General features: G+C 63.9%; 14 protein-coding genes. 4 read left to right on the top strand and 10 right to left on the bottom strand.

The features are described from left to right. Positions 1-218 precede the first annotated feature (218 nt). Entirely contained in the window at positions 219-1,448 is a 1,230-nt protein-coding gene (locus DI526_RS19845) for a TetR/AcrR family transcriptional regulator (RefSeq protein ID WP_304281592.1), read from the bottom strand. A gap of 141 nt (positions 1,449-1,589) precedes the next feature. Here DI526_RS19845 and DI526_RS19840 point away from each other — a divergent pair, with 141 nt between their 5' ends. From DI526_RS19840 to DI526_RS19830, 3 genes are read left to right on the top strand one after another with little or no spacing between them, the layout of a single operon-like run. Continuing rightward, entirely contained in the window at positions 1,590-3,881 is a 2,292-nt protein-coding gene (locus DI526_RS19840) for a TonB-dependent receptor (RefSeq protein ID WP_304281589.1), read from the top strand. A gap of 18 nt (positions 3,882-3,899) precedes the next feature. After that, on the top strand, positions 3,900-5,036 hold the full coding sequence (locus tag DI526_RS19835) for a serine hydrolase domain-containing protein (protein WP_304281586.1): 1,137 nt from the start codon (positions 3,900-3,902) through the stop codon (positions 5,034-5,036). Positions 5,037-5,049: 13 nt separating this feature from the next. Next, positions 5,050-5,820: an SDR family NAD(P)-dependent oxidoreductase gene (locus DI526_RS19830; RefSeq protein ID WP_304281583.1), complete on the top strand. Its 771-nt coding sequence runs from the start codon at positions 5,050-5,052 to the stop codon at positions 5,818-5,820. Between the two features lie 335 nt (positions 5,821-6,155). Here the strand turns inward: DI526_RS19830 and DI526_RS19825 are convergent, their stop codons facing one another. Further along, positions 6,156-6,416 (bottom strand): hypothetical protein, encoded by a 261-nt coding sequence (locus DI526_RS19825; RefSeq protein WP_304281580.1) that lies wholly within the window; start codon positions 6,414-6,416, stop codon positions 6,156-6,158. A 304-nt stretch (positions 6,417-6,720) separates the two neighbouring features. On the opposite strand from DI526_RS19825, the gene DI526_RS19820 reads away from it, so the two are divergent. After that, on the top strand, positions 6,721-9,084 hold the full coding sequence (locus DI526_RS19820; protein ID WP_304281577.1) for a P-loop ATPase, Sll1717 family: 2,364 nt from the start codon (positions 6,721-6,723) through the stop codon (positions 9,082-9,084). A gap of 376 nt (positions 9,085-9,460) precedes the next feature. On the opposite strand, the gene DI526_RS19815 is transcribed toward DI526_RS19820, so the two are convergent. The 8 genes from DI526_RS19815 to DI526_RS19780 all read right to left on the bottom strand — a co-directional run. After that, positions 9,461-9,991 (bottom strand): hypothetical protein, encoded by a 531-nt coding sequence (locus DI526_RS19815; protein ID WP_304281574.1) that lies wholly within the window; start codon positions 9,989-9,991, stop codon positions 9,461-9,463. Positions 9,992-9,994: 3 nt separating this feature from the next. After that, a complete protein-coding gene (locus tag DI526_RS19810; RefSeq protein ID WP_304281572.1) occupies positions 9,995-11,506 on the bottom strand; it encodes an SAVED domain-containing protein in 1,512 nt (503 codons plus the stop codon). A gap of 36 nt (positions 11,507-11,542) precedes the next feature. Then, complete coding sequence (locus tag DI526_RS19805; RefSeq protein ID WP_304281569.1) at positions 11,543-12,445, bottom strand: CBASS oligonucleotide cyclase; 903 nt, start codon at positions 12,443-12,445, stop codon at positions 11,543-11,545. After that, the gene (locus tag DI526_RS19800) at positions 12,445-12,945 is read right to left on the bottom strand and encodes an HORMA domain containing protein (protein WP_304281566.1); all 501 of its coding nucleotides are present in this window, start codon (positions 12,943-12,945) and stop codon (positions 12,445-12,447) included. Before DI526_RS19800 ends, DI526_RS19805 begins: the two co-directional genes overlap by 1 nt. Then, on the bottom strand, positions 12,942-13,418 hold the full coding sequence (locus tag DI526_RS19795; protein ID WP_304281563.1) for a hypothetical protein: 477 nt from the start codon (positions 13,416-13,418) through the stop codon (positions 12,942-12,944). The genes DI526_RS19800 and DI526_RS19795 overlap by 4 nt, the downstream gene beginning before the upstream one ends. Continuing rightward, positions 13,415-14,326, bottom strand: coding sequence for an AAA family ATPase (locus DI526_RS19790; protein ID WP_304281561.1), 912 nt, complete (start codon positions 14,324-14,326; stop codon positions 13,415-13,417). The genes DI526_RS19795 and DI526_RS19790 overlap by 4 nt, the downstream gene beginning before the upstream one ends. A 1,005-nt stretch (positions 14,327-15,331) precedes the next feature. Next, a complete protein-coding gene (locus DI526_RS19785; protein ID WP_304281559.1) occupies positions 15,332-17,245 on the bottom strand; it encodes a hypothetical protein in 1,914 nt (637 codons plus the stop codon). Continuing rightward, positions 17,227-18,724 (bottom strand): hypothetical protein (locus DI526_RS19780; RefSeq protein WP_304281554.1); only part of this gene is annotated, 1,498 nt, incomplete at its 5' end. The genes DI526_RS19780 and DI526_RS19785, both read right to left, overlap by 19 nt.

The following is an 18,724-nucleotide window of genomic DNA, read 5'->3' as shown; positions in this document are numbered from 1 at the left end:
CCCTGAAGGCTTTCGGAAGCCGGCCCTCAGCGCCGGCCGCAGACCCCGTGCACGGGCCAGCATCCGAAACCCTCAACATTAGCAGACATTGGCATGCCTCCAGCACCCGGACATTCAGCCCGACAGGCGCATGGGCGAGATCGCCCCTTCTCGGCGGTGAGCGACGTAAGGTTCGGCGGCGGCGCCGCGTTAGAACCTGACGTTGCGCATCACGGACGCTAGAGAGCCGAAGGACGCGCGCGGAGGCCCATAAGGAACAGGCGCGTGACCTCGCCCGCGATCTGAGTTGATCCCCGGTTGTCGCCAGGCGGCAACCACTTGGGGAGGTGGCTGAACGTCCCGGCCGAAGCCAGGGCGACGGGCTCCAGGTCGAAGGGGCGCAAGGTGCCGTCCTTGACGCCCCGCCGAGCCAGCTCGACAGAGCGAGAGGCCAGCATCGTGGTCCGCTCGGTGAACGCCCGCCGCACCGTCGGGGCGAAGATCTCGAACCCCGTGGTCAGCGACATCGGATGCAGGTCGTCCAGCTGGGCCTCGACATTGAGCTCAAGCGCCAGCAGCGAGCACTCCAGGCCGGTCTCACCAGTCTCGGCCACATCCATGATGCGGTCGTAGATGTCGAAAGCGCGCTCGTAGCAGTAGGCGACGAAGGCCGGCTTACTGTCGAAGTGATGGTAGACGAGGCCCTTGGTCGCCCCGACCTCGGCGGCGACGTCGTCCAGCGACACGCCCTCCACGCCCCGGCGGTTGAACAGCCTCGAGCCGGCGCGGGCCAGGCTTTCCAGGCGCTCTTCCTTGTCGTCCCGCGCCGGCGGGACGATCACTTCGGCCAGCCGGCGGCGCACGGGCGGGATAGTCGCGCCCTCTGCCGCCACGCCGTCGAGTACCAGCGGCGGGATGGCCGCGGCCATGCGGATGGCGAAGGTCTCGTCGCCATTGTCGGTCCAGGTCCTCCCCAGCGGCGCCCAGGACAGCAGCCCGAAGATCGACTGGCAGGCTAGGTCGACGTCGCACGACCGGATCGAGCCGTCCTCCAGCCCCTGCCCGATCAGCGCCTTCAGGCTCTCGACATTCCGCTGCCGGGCGACGCGCACCACCTCGCGCGGTCCCTCGGGCAGGGAGGCCGTCTCGCTGAGCACAGCGACCGGCGGATGGTCGAACTCCAGGGCCAGCCGCATGAAGGCGCCGACCCTGTCCAGCCCTCGGCCACCGCTGGCGTGGGCGCGTGTCAGGTCGGCCTGGGTCAGCTCGCAGGCGCGCAGGTAGCACTGATGCGCCAGGTCCTGGCGATCGGCGGAGTAGTTGTAGAGCGCGGCGCGGGTCAGGCCGACCCGCCTGGCGATCGCCGACAGGCTCGCCCCGGCCACGCCGACGCGGTTGAACTCCACCGCCGCCTCGTCGAGCACCGCCACGTGCCGCGCCGCGCGAGCCTCGCCCGCCAGGGATCTCATTGGGGCTTCACCTGCATTGGAGGTGAACATACCGCATCGATAAATCAATTGACAGATGGGTATGTCCGGCGCGTCATACTCAAGTGTCAGAGCGAACGACATCGTCGTATCGAACAAAAACAGACACGGGGAGGACTACGCATGCGGATAGCTCGCGAGGGCCGTCGGCCCATGGATTTGGTTGTCGGCGCCTCGATCCTGGCGCTGATCGCGGCCGGCGGAGCCCGGGCGGAGGACGATCCCGCCCATGCCGCGACCCATGCCGCGACCCAGGCCGTGGTCGATGAAGTTGTCGTCACCGCCTTCAAGCGCGAGGAGCGCCTGCAGACCGTCGGCGCGACGATCACCGCCCTGTCGGCCCAGAGCCTGCGCGCCTCGCGGGTGGCCGGCCTGACCGACCTGTCGTCTTACGCCCCCAATGTCGACATCAAGGAGACCGTGCCAGGCGCCCTGCCCACCGTGACCATGCGTGGCATCGGCCTGGATGATTTTTCGACCACCAGCAGTCCGGCCGCCGGCGTCTATATCGACGAGGTCCCGCTCAGCTCGCCCGGCCTGATGAGCGGCGACTTTCTGGACTTGGCCCGCATCGAGGCCCTGAAGGGTCCGCAAGGCACGCTCTATGGCCGCAACACCACGGCCGGGGCCCTGAACATCATCTCGGCCAAGCCGGAGAAGGATTTCGCCGCCCTGGCCAAGGTCGGCTACGGCGCCTATCGGGCCTTCGACGCCGAGGGGATGATCAATCTCCCGCTGTCGGACACCGCCCAGCTGCGGCTCAGCGCCAAGACCATCCAGCAGGCGCGCGGCTATTGGACCAGCACGCTGCAGGAAGACGGAACGCCCGGCGAGCGCGATATCGGCTCGCGCGATGTCTGGCTGGGCCGGGTCCAGCTGGCCTTGCAGCCCATCCAGGCCCTGTCGATCAACCTGAAGGTCGAGGGCCAGCGTTCGCGCTCGGAGATCGGCGTCCCGCAGCACTTCGGCGCCTTCACGCCGGGCGCGCCGTTCGCGCCCTGCGCCCCGGTGCTGGCCGGCCATGTCGACAACAGCCAATGCGCCGACGCCTTTGGCTATCGCAACATCCACAAGAGCCCCTATCGCGGCGACTGGGCCGGGGCGTTCCCCTATTCGGTCGACCAGATCAACGCCACCTCGCTGATCCAGTACGACTTGGGCGGCTTCGACCTGACCTCGGTCACCGGCTACATCAACTTCGCCCGCTTCTATCACATCGACGTCGACGCCACGCCGCGCCAGCAGTTCGACTATCTGGAGAACGAGGCCGTCCGCCAGTTCACCCAGGAGTTCCGAGTCGGCAAGGACACCGCCGTGGTCGACCTGCTAGGCGGCGCCTTCGTGTCGTGGGACCACGTGCTAGGCGACAACACCAATCTCAGCGACCAGTGGCCGCTGGTGCTGTTCGGCGCGGCCAGCGGTTCGGGCAAGACGACCTACAACCAGACCACCCGGTCGGCCGCGCTCTACGCCAACGGCACGTGGCATCTGCGTGACGACTTGGACCTGATCACCGGCGTTCGCTACACCGGCGAGGAGCGCCACTATGCCGGCGGCACCCGGTTCATCACCCCTTCGCCGCTGGTCGGGGTCAGCAACACCTTCATCGACGACAAGATCCACGACCACAACGTCACCTGGAAGCTGGGACTGAACTGGCGGATCGATCCGCGGACGATGGTCTACGGCTCGGCGGCGCGCGGGGTGAAGAGCGGCGGCTTCTTCAGCGGCTTCTCCAACAACAACGCCCAGCTGCTGCCCTATCGCCCCGAGACCCTGACCGCTTACGAGCTGGGCGCGAAGACCCAGCCGGCCAGCGGCCTGACCCTGAACGGCGCGCTGTTCTACTATGACTATTCAGATCCCCAGACCTTCGTGCGCTACACCGATCCGGCCACCAGCCTGTCGGTGCAGAAGGTCGGCAATGTCGACAGCGCCAAGGCCTACGGCGCGGAATTCGACGCCAGCTGGCGGCCACTCACGGGCCTGACCCTGAACGCCGGTCTTGGCCTGCTGCACACCAAACTGTCGTCGTTCTCGACCGCCGCCGGAACCATCCCCGCCGGCAACCGCCTGCCCAACGCGCCCAAAGTCACCTTCAACGGCTCTGCCCGCTACGAGTGGGCCCTGTTCAACGGCCTGACCGCCGCCCTGCAGGGCGAGGCCCACTACGCCGGCGCGGTGTTCAAGGAGGCGGCCAATGATCCGCTGATCGCGGCGGACTCGTACTGGCTGTTCAACGCCCGCGCCACGGTCGCCCGCCCCGACGACCATTGGGAGCTGGCGGTATGGGGCAAGAACCTGACCGACAAGCTCTATGAGGTGCAGGGCAACAACCTGTCTTCCCTCGGGCTGATCGACAAGAACTACAACACGCCGCGCACCTACGGCGTCGAACTCACCTATCGCTACTGAGCCGAGAGAGCGCCTCCCATGACCCAGACCCTTCTAGCCGCGCAGGGCGTCTGCACGCCGCGCTTCTCGGCCGTCCAGACCGCCTTCGAGCGCAATTTCAGCGAGCGCGGCGAGGTCGGCGCGGCCTTCTGCCTGTGGGTGGACGGCCAGCCGGTCGTCGACCTGTGGAGCGGCGCGCGCGACGCGGCCGGCGCCCTGCCCTGGACCCGCGACACGGTGGCCAATGTCTGGTCCACCACCAAGGGCGTGACGGCCGCGTGTTTCGCCATGCTCGTCGATCGCGGCCGGCTCTCCTACGAGGACAAGGTCGCCGATCACTGGCCGGCCTTCGCCGCCGAGGGCAAGGGCGAGATCACCATCGGCATGCTGCTGTCGCATCAAGCGGGCCTCAGCGGTTTCACGAGCCCGGCCGTCGTCGAGGACCTCTATGCCGGCCACGCCGCAGCAGAGCGCCTGGCCGCCCAGGCCCCGATCTGGCCGCCCGGCACGGCCTCCGGCTACCACGCCATCAGCTTCGGCCTGTTGGCGACCGAACTGTTCGAGCGCGTGGAAGGTCGTTCGTTGAAGCAATTCGTGGCCGACGAACTGGCCGGCGCGCGGGGCCTGGACATCGCCATCGGCCTGGGGCCCTCGCGCACCGACCAGGCCGCCGAGATGCTGGCCCCGGCCGGCATGGGCTCGGGCGACATCGGCAGCTTCAATCCGGCCCAGGTCGCGGCCCTGACCAATCCGGGCCTGGACCCGCGCCTGCCCAACACCGCCGCCTGGCGCGCCGCCGAGATCCCGTCGGCCAACGGCTTCAGCAACGCCCGGGCGCTCGCCGGCCTCTATGCCGGCCTGCTGCTCGGCGCGAAGGCCCCGCTGGTCTCGGCCGCCGCGATCACCCAGGCTACCGAGGTGCGGATCGAGGGCCGCGATTTGGTGCTCGACCTGTTCGCCCGGTGGGGGGCGGGATTCCTGGTCAATTCTGAACAGCTCTATGGCCCAAATCCGGAAGCTTTCGGCCATTCCGGCTGGGGCGGTTCGTTCGCCTTCGCCGATCCGAAGGCCGGCATCGCGATGGCCTACACCATGAACCAGATGAGCCAGCTCTTGCGCGGCGATCCTCGCGGCGTGGCGCTGATCGACGCCGTCTACGGCGCGCTCGATGAATAGCGCGGATGGCGTGGTGCTGCCGAGCTTCAGTCTGGTCGGCCGCACCGCCCTGGTGACCGGGGCTTCGTCTGGCCTTGGCGCGCGCTTCGCCGCTGTGCTGGCCGCCGCTGGCGCCCGCGTGGTGCTGACCGCCCGTCGCCTTGAGGCGCTCGCCGCTGTGGCGGCCGAGATCACCGCCCGCGGCGGCCAAGCCACTTGCGCGCCCATGGATGTGACGGACGAGCGTTCGGTCGTAGCCGCCTTCGATCGCGCGGAAGCCGATGCTGGCCCTATAGACACGGTGATCGCCAATGCCGGCATCGGCGGTGGCGGCCGTTCCACCGAGATGCCGGTTGCGGCGTTCTCATCGATCATGTCCGTCAACGCGACGGGCGCGTTCCTAACGGCGCGCGAGGCAGGGCGGCGAATGATCGCCAATGGCTCGCGTGAGCGGCAGGACGGGCGCATCCTGATCGTGGCGTCGGCGGCGGCGCACACGCCCGTGGCTGGCCTGGCGGCCTACAACGCCTCGAAAGCGGCCGCGGCGATGCTGGGGCGCTCGCTCGCCGTCGAGTGGGTGCGCCAGGGGATCAATGTCAATGTCCTGTGCCCCGGCTACATTCGCACCGACATAAACGCTGAGATGTTCGAGGGCGTCACTGGGGAAGCTCAGATCTCGGCGTTGGGACGGCGCCGGCTGATGACTCCCGAGGATCTGGATGGTGGGGTACTCTATCTATGTTCCAACGCTTCGCGCGCGGTCACCGGCAGCGTGCTGACCATTGACGACGGGCAAAGCGCTTGAACCGCTGGCGTCGCACCAGCCGGCAAGGGCGGTTAGGCGCCATGAGCTGCCCTTGCGACCTTTCAAGAACCACGACATTCAGCGCGCCAGGCTCAGTGCGAGCGCCCCCTTGGATGAGTTGCTCCGATTGAGGTGCGACCGTTTGCGCCGTGTGAAAGTCGGAAAGCTGCACTTTATGCAAGTATCTGTTGTGAAAGGGCTTTCGGACAAGCCTCCCGCTTTGAGCACTACCTATAGTGGGCACCAGCAACACGCCCGACACTATCATGCGGTCAGCACCAAGTCGCTAACCGCCTCGCCCACGCCGGTAGCCGACTGCGGGTTCTGGCCTGTGATCACCTTCCATCAACGACGATCTTGGCGGTCCAGTTCGGGGCCGCCCGATGGCGAGCGCCTCGAGACAAAAGCTTGTCGGCCAGAAGGAAAGGTACGGCCGTCTCAAGCCCGACCGCCTTCTCCTCGCTGTTGGTGAACGCCGCGAGCCGTTTTCCCGCTATGAGGTAGTCGCCGCTGCTCAGCTTGACGTCCATCAGCGCCGCAGGTCCGTGGCAGACGGCAGAGACCACCCCGCCATGTTCGTAGATCGCGCTGGTCACGCGCTGAACCGCGGGTCCTAAGCCGTGGCCGGGCCAAATAGCGGATGCTGGCGCCCCTGCAGAAACTCTACACTCATAAGATGCGCTACTACGCTTACTGTGAGCCGCCCGCCGAATACGAGCGCCCTGACCTGCCGGTATGATCGCGAACCATCGGTCGAGACGATCCATCCTCTTAACGGTGCTGGCACAAAAACGCAGCCAGTAGAGCCGACGCCCCTCCCGCACCCGGAATCCTCGCATTCTCCCTCGACACAGCCAAAGGGCGACGGCAGTCTTTCCATCGTTCTAGGGAGGGGTTGGATTGGCGCGGAAGATAAACTGCTTCGTCTCGTTCTCGGCCGCAGACGGCAATGAACGAAACATACGATTTCTGATCGAATATTTGACGGAGAGACTCGAGGGCAAGGTTTCGTTTCAAGCCTACTTCGATCAGCCGACAGGCTCGGACCTCCAGAATTTCATGAAAGACGAGCTGACGAAGGCCGAGGCCGTGATTGCGCTCTTTACCCCCGATTACAAGCGCAAGATCGAGCAGCGGATCACGTCCGGCGTGCTCACCGAATACTTGCGGATCGTTGATCGACTGGAAGGCAAGATCGACGCGCCCCCGCTGGCCTTTCTGCCCATCTTTTGGGGTGGGCCTAGCTTCGAGGCCGCCGCGCCGACCTATTTCATGGGCCGCAATTTTGCTCGGGAGCTGAATCTCTTTCAAGCCTATGGCTCGGAGGGAGAGCCGTATCTGCCGGACCGCATTGAGACGCTCTTGCGGCCGGCCATCGGCCGTATCGTTTCCGACTTGAAGATCCGCTGGGATGAGGCTGACCCCAGCTACGCCACCCTCAAGGCTGCGGTCGACGAGACGATGCTCGCCCCCGCCGTCATGTCGGACGAAGATCAGGCGACAAGCAGCCAGGACAGCACTCGCCCCGACGGAAGAGTCGATGAGGCGATGTTCAGGAAGTCGGAGCGGGCGCCACTATCGGTAGCAGACTTCAGCAGGCTTTACTTCGTGAAGACGGCGGCGTTCCGCGCAATCGGCCGCCATCACAAAATGGCATTCACAGGCCGGAAAGGCTCGGGCAAGACGACGCTCTTGAAAGTGTACAAACACCAGAACGAGGAGCGATACTTCTTGCCGATCGACGTCGAGGTCAACGACTGGAATCTCCACTACATTCTAGGCGACTTGACCTTCCGCCCAGCCGAGGGCGATCTGTCTTACACGGCCGAAGAATCGAAAGTATTCGACTTTGTTTGGCCGATTTTTTTGTCATTGTGCATGGTGCGCAGCTTGGAAGGCGCGCATCCCTATCCGGAACATCTCCTCTCCCACGTGGAGCACTCTAGGCGCTTCAGCTCCTCCAAAGGCCGGTACGATCAGCTGTTCCAGCTTTCGATCGAGATTGTGACGGAATTCATCCAAGAGTGCATCGACAGCGCCTCAACGCGTAGCGAGGGCGAATTCAAGTCTGACCTACTGAGATCGTTGAACGTCCAGGCATGCACCGAGCGGTTGCTCGGTCCAGGCTACGGAGCCTTGCTCGAGATCGTGAGGCGAGACTCGCGTCAGCGGCGATTTCTCTTCTGCCTTGATCGCTTCGATACGGAGATCCAGAAGTATCGGAAAGACCTCAGCGCTCACAACATCTCCGACGAGGAGCGTCGAAGGCGCGAGGGCCGCGAAGTGTTCTGGATCCAAGGGCTGGTGGAAATGATCGACCACCTGCGAAGCCCGGATCATTTCTCGCTCAACCAGGAGTTCTACAAGAAGATCGGCCCCCTCGTGGACTTCTGCGTTCCACTCCCCAAAGACCGGTTGTACGAGGTCCAGCTCCGGCGGCGAGACGCCATTGTCGGTGACATAAATGAAGAGATCAATTGGCAGCCTTACGAGCTGCTGACCATGCTACGCAAACGCTTGCAAGTAATTTGGCGTATTTCCGACGCTCACCTCGATAAGGAGCATTGGCCCAATGCCCGAGACCGCTACGACCGCGTGATCGAGCTCAGCAGACGCAAAATGCCCAAGACGTCGGAAATCAGGATGAATGGGGCGGTCTTTCAGACCGATCTGTTCCTGAACGTTTTGAGACACACGTTCTTCCGCCCCCGCGATGTGATCATCTACTACGCGCGAATCGTGCTGGCCGTGGAAGCGGCCCACCGCCGCACCCAGCCATTAAACACCGCCACCATCGGGCGCCTCATCTCCGAGCAGACATACAAGATTGTCGAGGAGGAGTTCCTAGGCGAATTCTCGGACACGTTCAAAAACCTACGCGTTGTGCTGCATCGCTTTCGGGGCGCACCTCAGCTTATGGAGCTCAAAGAACTTAAGAACAAACTCGACGACGTACGTTTCGAGATCTACGGCGAGGATGACATCGTCGATCTTGGCCCCAAGATCCGCTTTCTCTACGAGATCGGCTTCATTGGAGTGTCGGCCAATGGCAGCCAAATCGGCAACATTTCCGCAGTCGACTACGATTTCTATTTCTTCAATCCGCGCGTAGCACAGAATCTTGAGGAGTTAGCCGTTCTCGAGTCAGTAAAATTTGCAATCCATCCCGTCTTCATAGAGTATCTTACACTCAGGCTGAACGCAGCGAAGCCTGTTATGTTGCTCACTTGGGACAAGATCGACGAACTGGACGCGTACGATTAGGTCTGTTCGCGGTTCGCACATGACCGAAATTTCTTTTGGGCATCGTTTTGCGGTGGCTTTTGCTGCTTCGCGCCATGAACGGACCTTGGTGCACCTCCATGAACGCGACGTTCGTGGGCTACGTGCGCCAAGCAGCGTCCACCGAGTCAAGCTCGCACCTAAGATCGATCTGCTCAGACATCACGAGGGCATCGACCGGAATTCACTTAGGCTGGCGATCACGGCAGAGCCTGCGCTGCCCGGTTCAAACCCACCCGCTCGATGACGCCGTAGGTTTCGTCCATCATCGCCGGGTATTCCTCCTTCAGTGAAAGAATGAGGTAGCCGCCGCGTCGGCTTGACGCCGAGCCCCGCCGGAGACGCCCGTCTCGATGAACTATTGGCCTTGGTTGAGATAATCGCGCTCGAAACGGTACGAGTTCGTGCCCTGGACCGTCTCGAAGACATAGTCGGCTAACGCCCCGATCAGGATGGAGACCCAGCCTCGCCAGAGGGCGCGATCGTCCAGGAACTCCAACCCCTCGTCGATGACCAGGAAGGGCATCTGAGCGTCATGATCGACATGCGCCTTATGGGCCGTCAGTAGGACGCGCATCTGCTTGGGGTCGGAATGGGCCACGACCTTGTTGCGGAAGATGCGAAGACGCTCATGCAGCGCTTGCTGTTCCGCCGTGGGCACGACGCCCAAGGCCTCGAAGCCAAGAGCCGGCAGACCATCGGCGGCTGCAAAGGGCCGCCAATAGGCGATGACCGCGCTCTCCAGGAAACACCGGTAACGGCGCAGCTCGATTTTCGAACACCGCGCCGTGACATCCAACTCGTCGAGGAATGCCAGGGCGCTGTTGGCCAGCTCCAAGTCCCGAAGCGAATAGACCAAGCGAAGGTGGAGCTTTTCCGCGGGACTCATGGGCTACTCGATGACAAAAGACGGTTGGTAGCTCTTGTTGCCGCGGCGATCGAAATCAAATTCGTAGACGACGCAGGGCGCGACGCCGCGATGTTCCTGACCCAGGAAGAACATCATGCTGTTGGGGCAAGCCGCGAAGATGTGCACGACCGCGTCCGGGTCCTCCCGGGCGTCGCGAATCTGGTTGGCGACCTGCTCGGCCAAGGCCGCGGCGTGGCCGCCGCCAGCGACGACCTGTTGCCCTGGCCCGGACGGCATCGCGAACGTCAGCAGCTTTCCCACACTCTTCAGCGACTTGGCGACGTAGGCGCGCGTCTCCTTTTCGGCGTCGCGCGACACGCCCAGTGCCACGGCGATGTCCCTATCCTTGCTCAGCGCCCTCGAGGTCACGACGAGCCTGGCCGCGACCGTCTCCGTTCCATCGTCAGCGCGCCACTCGCGACTACCGACCCGACCCTTCTGGACCAGGGTGGTGTCGATGCCCGATTTCACGTCCAGCACCGAGCCGGCCAGGAAGGCGATGGAGGCATGGGCGTCCAGCGACAGGCGAAGCTTCCCCGACCGCCGGGCGGCCGCGGCCAGGAAGGTGGAAACTCGCGGCCCGATGTCGTCCTGCCAGCTGCGATCCGCGCGCAGGTATCGTTGATTGAACGCCTCGGTCAGGACCAGGGTGTTCTCGGGCGAGGCGATGCTCAGGTCGGCCGCCAGACCGTGAAAGCTGCGAATGGCGACCGGCAGCGGCGCGTCTGCCAAGGGCGCGACCTCCACCAGCAGTCCTTCCTCGGCCAGGATCGCGCGCAAGGTCTCGCGGGTGAAGCTGTTGAGGCGCCGCGATTTGAGGGCCTGGGCCAAGCCGTCATAGCGGAAGTCGGAGTTGGTCCTGCAGGTCAGGGCGCCGACCACCTCCGCCCGCAGATTGACCTGGGAGCGCAACTCTTCGAGCGACAGCTGCCCATCGAAGATGCGTAGCCCCGAGACGACGGCCTTCAGCTCGTCGTCCGAAGCCAGTCCCAGGTGCTCGCGCCAGAGCTTACGGATCTTGCCGGTCTTGCTGCGGTCGGTGGTTCCGTCGAACAGGCGGTCGATGAGGATCGAGCGATCAGTCCCCGACAGCAGCGGCGACAGAGGGTCATCGTCATGGATGCGATAGGTGGTGACGAAGTCGAACTGGGCGCCAGCGGGCGCGACCTTCTTGGCCTCGCGCAGCCGCTGGAGAAGCGACACGCTGGTCGCGCCGATGAAATCGGGCTCGATGAAGTCCTTATAGCCAAAGCGGCCACCCAACTCGACGTGCCATTTGACCTGGTGATAGGTCGCAGGCACACGCACTGGTCCAGATCCCGCGATGGGCGGATCGTATTTGACCACGACATCGTCGAAGGCCTTGGGCGCATCGGCCTCGAAGGTGACCTCCACGACGACAGAGTCCGTGGCCAGCATGTGCAGGGCGTTATGCCAGAACACCCGCGCCTGGTACTTGTCGCCGTTCCATCGCGGCGTCACCGCATCGGCCATAATGATCTCCAGAATATGCGGCCGGCGCGACGCGCCCTACGACAGCGGGAACTTGGGCCCAAAGAGCGCGCGCCAGGCCTTTAGCGCCTCCCCGTTCTTGCCCTGCCGGCTCAGATTGATCGCAAGACTGGCGTCGCGGCTGGCCGCCTGCAGCAGGGTTTTCGCCCGCTGCTTGCGGGCCGCGTCCATGCCATCGCTGATCGGCGGGCCAAGGCCGGCCGGATCAGGCCATTCGTCGGTTATCCTGTCGGCCAGGGTCTGAAAGAACGACTGGAACTCGTAGTCGAACCGACCCTGCCAGCCCCCGTACAGGCATTGGAGCGCCATGACCTCGATCAGGAACGAGGGCTTGACCGGCTTTTCGCCGTGACGGGGGTTGTTGTTCCAGTATTTGGCCATGCGCACCAAACCCTTCCATTCGTTGGAATAGGCCTGGTGGGCGGCCACGGCCTTAGAGGCGTGGATTTCCGGATTGGTCTTGATCCACTCGCCCTTGTCTGTGTCGGCGATCTCGTAGTCGGCGCCGCAGGTGAAAGCCGGAACGACGTCAACGCTGAGAACTCGGTAGTCGGTGTTGTCCTCGGCATCGGCCACGATGCCGAAATCGACGTTGACCGAACGGCCCTGTTTGCGGACCGCGCTGGCTCCGTACTTCTCGACCAGGGCGTCATAGAAGTCGTTGATGACCACTGACGGCACCTTGTCGCGATACGCTTCGCGCTCGGAGTCCTTGAGGACGAAGAAGATATCGATGTCCTTGAGCGGCTTAGTCTTGGTGTGCCGCTTGTAAGATCCGGTCAGGAAATCCTTCTCGATCTTGAACTTCGTGCGGATGTAGTCGCGCACTTCGGTGTGGCGCGCGGTGGCGTTCTTTTGCTCGCGGTCGTTCAGCTCCAGACGGCTTTTGAACTTCCGAAACGCTTCATCGACGGTGAGCATCAGGCCTTCCTCCAGTAACCGGCATTGGCACCAAGGCCGCTGTGATCGATCGTTGTACCCAGGGACTGCTTGGTAAAGCCGGCCGTGGAACGGGCGCTGGTCTTGCTCCAGCCGGCCACGTCGGGGCGGCCTGGCTTTGTGTGGAGCAGCAAACGGTATCTGGCTTGGCTGGGCCACACGCCGGCCTTGAGGATCGCGTACTTTAACTGCTCGGTGTCGACCCAGAAGTTGCCGTCGCCGGAGCTCCAGCCGTAGACGACGTCCATGTCCCAGCGAACAAGAAGCGCGTCGGTCTTGGGATCGAAAATCTCCAACTTGACGGTTTCGAGGTCGCCGGTGTCGAGCCAGGTACGGATGCCGCGCATGTTGACGTCCCAGTCGTCGATGAACGCGGCGGGGTCCAGGCCGCTCAGACGGATGATATCCTTGAGGCTCTTGAGCATGTTGTCGGCCACGTAGGTGACCGAGTGGGTGTAGGTGTTGACGGTGACGGCGGTCACGACCCGAGGAATCCTTTCGGGTCCAGGACCAGGCCGGCGGCCTTCTGGCCACTGCTGCCGCTTTCGCCGCCGGTGGCCGAGGCCTTGTCCCGGGCGGTAATGCGCGTGCTGTGCTTTTTCAGCGCGCCCTGGACCCAGGCCAGGTCGTCGGGCTCGCAAGGAAGCGACACGCGCCAATCGCCGTCGAGGGGATCATAGCCAAGGGCGTCTTCGTTGGCGTCCGATCCGTCGATGGCGTCATCGTCGTAGAGACAATAGATGCGGGTGCGCGGCCCATCGCAGGTGACGACGATGGCCGCGTCCTTGGCCGCCTTGTCGGCGATGATGCTGGAGGCGACGCCGGCCACGGCCAGCAGTTCGTCACGTTTGGCGCCGGTCGCGCCCCCCGTCAGAAGATCGACGACGGCCCGCCAAGTGGCGCCGGCGTCGCGTTGAGGCGTGCTGGAAAACCTGCGGCTGGCGACGGTGGTCATTTCGACTTGCCCCCCGCACGATTGACCTTGGCGCGCTGGGCCGCGCGCAGCACGTCGTCGAGCGTGACCTTGGCCGGATCCATCGCCACTTCCTGTCGACAGGCCAAGGCGTTGGCCACCATCTTGCGGATCGCGCGACCATCGAGCCCGACACACTCTTGGGCGCAGCGGTCAAAGCCCGGCGCGGAAGCCAGGCGACCGATCTCGGGATAGGTCCGCCCCAGGCCGGTCAGGCAGTCGCGCAGGATCTGGCCGCAGGCCGTCCGGTCGGGCAACGGCACGCGCAGGACCAGGTCGCAGCGGGAGGTGAACGCGCTGTCGACGGCGTCGGGAAAATTGCTCGTCGCAACGAAGAGCAGATCGGGGAACCGCTCGGCCAGCGCGTCCAACTGCACTAGGACCGCGTCGGTGGCGCGGTGGATGTCGATGGGGTTGGCTTCCAGGCTCATCTTCGAGCGGTCGGCAGCCAGGGTCTCGACCTCGTCCAGTAGGACGATCGTGGGCCCGCTCATGGCGGCCTCGGCGATCGCTTGGGAAAAGAGGTCCGAAACTGCCCGCTGGGTTTTGCCCATCGCCGAGCTGGTAAGGGAATGGGGCTCGACCTCCAGCAGCTTGAACCGGCCACCCCGGAACGCCATCGCCGTGCGATGAGCCAGCCCTCGCGCCAGCGACGTCTTGCCTGTTCCGGGCTCACCGGTGAGCAGGATGACGCCGTGCAGGGGAATGACGGTTCGATCGACCTTTCCCCGCAGGGTGAAGTTGAGAACTGCCTGGGACAGAAGCTGCTTTTTGGTCTCCTCCTCGATGACGATGGAGTCCCACAAAGCGCCCAGCTTTTCGTCCGGCAGCGGCCGGCTGCGGCTGATGCCCTTGGGCAGCTCCGCGTCATAGGCGTGGCCATCCCTCATAGCTGGACCTCCAGGCAAGCGGCCTGACGGGCCGGCGGCGTTGAACGAGGACAGCAGTGGACGGTGTCGAGGTCGGCGCTAGGGACCATGGGTCCCTCCTTTGTTTGGCGCTCGGCCGCTGAATGGCTGTGGCATTCACGGTCGCGGGCGGATGTAACCAGACCTCCCCGACACAATGGGACGTAGGGCCAGCCGCCAGCGCGCGCTGTGCCTACGAAGGGTCCTTCACGACCCTGGAGGAATGATTTGGAGACATCCGAGCCGGCCAACGGCGCTGTTAGCAGTCGCGGCCATTGTGTGCTTACGCGGCCGCCGCTATTGCTCGCTTACCGACTCGGAAACGGGTTGGGAATCGGGTGAGAGGACGGACTTTCCGGTGACCGGCAAAGTTCCAGGATGTTCCGTCCTCTCCCCACCATCAGCGATCTACGCTGCGTCAATGCTTTTCAGCCGTCGCTCCTGCTTTGAAGACGTCCTGAACATCCGACCAAATCCGTCGGCGAGATAAGCAAACTCAAAATGATGTGGGAATGGAAACCGGAATCATCCACTCGCCATTACCCGATAATACGAGTCGGCCGTGGGCGGAAAGACCCCATTTACCAATTCCGACTATGAGCCCGATTCGTCCCACTTGTCGACCTTCGAGTCAAGATGTAGTGGTCCAGGCGTCCATAACCTCCAGATCGTGGTGAAATCGGACTTTGAGCGGCGGGTTTGAACCGCCGCCGCTTCGCTTCCGATTGCCTAGTATCCCCAGATAATTGCTGGCACGCGGGTCGAGCCGAAGCGCCTTCCCGCGCGTGTGACGGTACCCTCGGTGGAGCTGGGTTTACGCAGGGGACTCATCGTACGGCGCGTCCTAGCCATGGATCCTCGCTTGACGGTAACGCCCCGGACGAGGCGGCTTAGTCTCGTCGGCCATTGCCTCTATATGGGGAGTTGATATCGCACGGTCGCAATACGATTTGGCCCCTGTAGCCGAAGCTAAGTCGCCCCGCGGCGTTATTGGACCGGCGTCGCCACCTTCGACGGTGCCTGTCGACCTCCGGGGATTCGCCAGACGCACACCATGCGCGGGGCACTGTCCTGAGAAGTTTGCACCGCCTCAACCCAGCAATTGTCTTCGAGAGTAAGGGGCCACCCACGTTGGGAAACGAGATCTAAGACAATCAGAAAACCGATGCGCGGCCCAGTGAGTTCGTAGGTCGCCACTTGACCGAGATACTGCCGTATCGCCTGTCGGGATGCATCCACAAGCTCGCGCTTGACTTCGATGATCATGCGAAATCCTGGTCGCACGATGGCAATGTCAGCGCGCCCACCACCGACATCGGGCAGCTCGCGCGAGATCTGATGCTGGGGGAACCCGTTGGCTTGGAGCCGCAAGAAGTGCCAGCAGGCGCGTTGCAATTCGACCTCGAGCGGAGTCGTCGCATCCTTAGCGAACAGGAAGTCGAACGTGCCCTTGGCCATCGCTGGGGTCATGTCCAGGCAATGGCTAAGGAACAGATGTAGATAGGTGATGAGACTGCGCGCATCGCCACGCATGTCTCCCCTATAGTCGATATGGCCTTCCAGCGCCTTGTCCATCGCCAGGTAGGCCCGCTCGATGGGACCGGTGAAACTGGACGCCCTCGACAGTGCGAACATTCCGTCAAAGGGCTGCCCCGCCTGAGCGGGCGATGCGATACCGGGAGCACGGCAGAGCGAAGACCGCCGCCGCTCATCGGCCAGAGCCGAAACGGCAGCGATCAACGCCGTAGCCTCGGCGCGGTCATCGGCCGTCGTGGCGTCGTCGTCGCGCCAGGCAGTCAAGTGACTACGCAGGCCCTCCTCGCGAAGAAAGCTCAAGGCGACGGCGTCTGTAACGGCTTCTCGCAGCCTATCGCCGCTTGAGGTCGCCAACGGGATCATCGTGCGACGGAGCCGTGCGATCTGTTCCAGGACGGGAACCGCGCGCAACCAACTGGGCTTGGCCAGATCAAGCGAGAGCCCCTTAAGAGCCGAGGCCAGCGACCACCAGGCGGTCTCGGCGTCCACCCGTGGGCGAAGCCACGTGCGCAAAGCCGCGCGATCCATTTCCAACGTCCTCGCCGTTGTCGCGGCGGTGGCCTGAGCCAACAGGGTCTCCAAATCGTCGGGCTCGTCAGAACAGAACCCCACAAGCGCCGTCAGTACCTTGGAGAGCGCGAAGGCCTCGACCAGCTCTGGTCCGGCCACGGCGGCGGCTGCAAACTGACCCGCGGCGAGCTCAAGGCCGCTCAGCAGCGTCGCCTTGTCATCTGCGGCTAAGGCCCGATCCAGGGTAATTAGGGCCAGTTCGTAGAGCGCTTGCTCCCCGGCTTCGGCGTCGACACTCAACCGTCGAAGCAGGTTCTCCAAATCCGGCGATCGGCTCCACAACCAAGCCAAGCCCGCCAGCAGCGCCCCTCGACGCAGCACAACTTCAGCCTCGCCAGGATGGAGGTCATCCAGGGCCGCTATAGCGGCCGGCCGTGACGCGCCTGGCAGATCAGCCAAGAGGAAGGCGCCAGCAAGGCACTCCGAGGCCATGAGCGCGGCGGGCATAGTGTCGCGCACGCTGGCGCGCTCCAACAAACGCCGTTGCAGCAGACGCTGATCCCGGGCGTCCAGCGGCAGCTCCAGAACGCTTTGGGCCGCGGCTGAGACTACGAAGGGGTGCGGATTGTAGCCAAGAATGTCGCTGACCAGCGCGACGGCCTGCATGCTCAGGGGTTCGCTGGATCCGGCCAGCGCCGTGATCGCGCGATCCGCGTAGAGGCTTTGAGCCAGTACGTCGGATGCGGCGACTAGGCTATCGAGCCCGCCAAGATCCGCCAGCGAAGGCACTGTGAAATCTACGAGGCGCCGCGCCAGTTCCTCCGGCGAGACCGCGGTCAGAACATCGCTCCGCATTCAGCGGGCGCTTTGATATTCTTCGCCGCGATGGCGGGCGCGAGGATGTCGCTTCTCGCCGAGGCCAGGAAAATCTGAAGGTTGAGCGTCTCGTCGGCCACCTGCCCGATCTCAGCCATCATCGCCACCAGGTCCGCATCGCTCAGCTCTTCGCTGCCGGGGGAATCGATAAAGAGAAGGCCTGGATGGTTGCCGAAGCCGCTCCGGGCAGCCATCCGCATCATCGCGATCACTAAGGCGATCCGAAGACGAAGCTTCTGCCCGGCGGTTTGTCTGGAAAAGCCGCTGGTGGAACCTGAAACGGTGACCGCGATAGCGTTACCGCGGATTTGAATGGTCTGGAGACCGCGAAAGCCAAACCGTTGGGCGACCGCGACAACCTCGCTTTCGAGATCCTGAAAGAGCTCGGCGCTCGCGGACTTCATGCGCGCTTCGGCAATGGCCTCGGCAATCCGCAGGATGCGTAGGCGGTCGTCGCTGGGCGGTGCGGGAGGGGCTTGCGCCATCAAGGCCCGCAACTGTTCCAACTTCCCGGCTACGCGGAGTAGTTGGCCCTCCAACTCGCGCCGCGCCCGCAAGGCCACAGCCTGGGCTTCAACCGCCTTTAGCCGCGTCACCGCTTCCGCCCGTCGGCGCTCGGTGTCTTTGGCTGACAGAGAGATTTCGTCACCCCGCTTACGCGCTGCAGCCTCGGCGTCACTCAGGGACTTCACCCGCTCGATCGCGGCGGCTAGCGCGTCGTTCAGTGCATCCTGGTCGTTTTTGAGAGTCTCGCGATCACAAACAGCGCAACGCCCATCAGCCTCCTCCGTATGCGAACGGCTATCCGGGATCGGGTCAGCGCAGCGCGGACAGCAGACAGGTTTGAGGCCAGCGAAGATGCGCTTGGAGGCCGCGCCCTCTTCGAGCCGGCGCTGCGTGGCGCGTGCCTCGTCCTTCTCTCGGCGAAGCGCAGTGGCAGCCCGTTCAGCCTCAGCCGAGCGCGCCTGCAATTCGCTTCCCTCCCGTGAAAGCTTGGCGTGCTCGAGCGACAGCGCGTCGATCTCGTCAAGCCTGAGCGCACCATCGCTGAAGGCTTTGAGCTTGTCCTCCAAGGCCTTGCGCTCGGCCTCGACGCGCTGGAATTCCACCGACAGCGCATCTTGTTTCGACTTGCCTTGGGTAGAGCTGTCTCGCTGGGCTTGCTCGAGTGACACGGCGTTTCTAAGCGCCATGTGCGTGGCGGCATAGGGCATGCCAACAAAAAGGTGGAGCATGCGCCACCATAAGGCCCCTACGGTGATATCGCCGAGAATCGCGGGATGAGAGCCCTCAATGAACATCGACCCGGCATAGGCGGTCCAGGAATGGAAATACTGGGAGGCCTCATCACCGGTGTGACTGACATTGGGAATCGGCTGCAGCGCAAAACGCCGCATCATAAGGTCGCCCATCGTGCTTTCGAAGTCGTCGTCGCCCTCGACCTTGGCGATCACCTGG

The sequence above is a fragment of the Caulobacter segnis genome, from assembly GCF_003243465.1.
GTDB lineage: Bacteria > Pseudomonadota > Alphaproteobacteria > Caulobacterales > Caulobacteraceae > Caulobacter > Caulobacter segnis_A.
The sequence above is the reverse complement of the archived record's forward strand: the minus strand, read 5'-3'. Positions and strand labels throughout refer to the sequence as shown.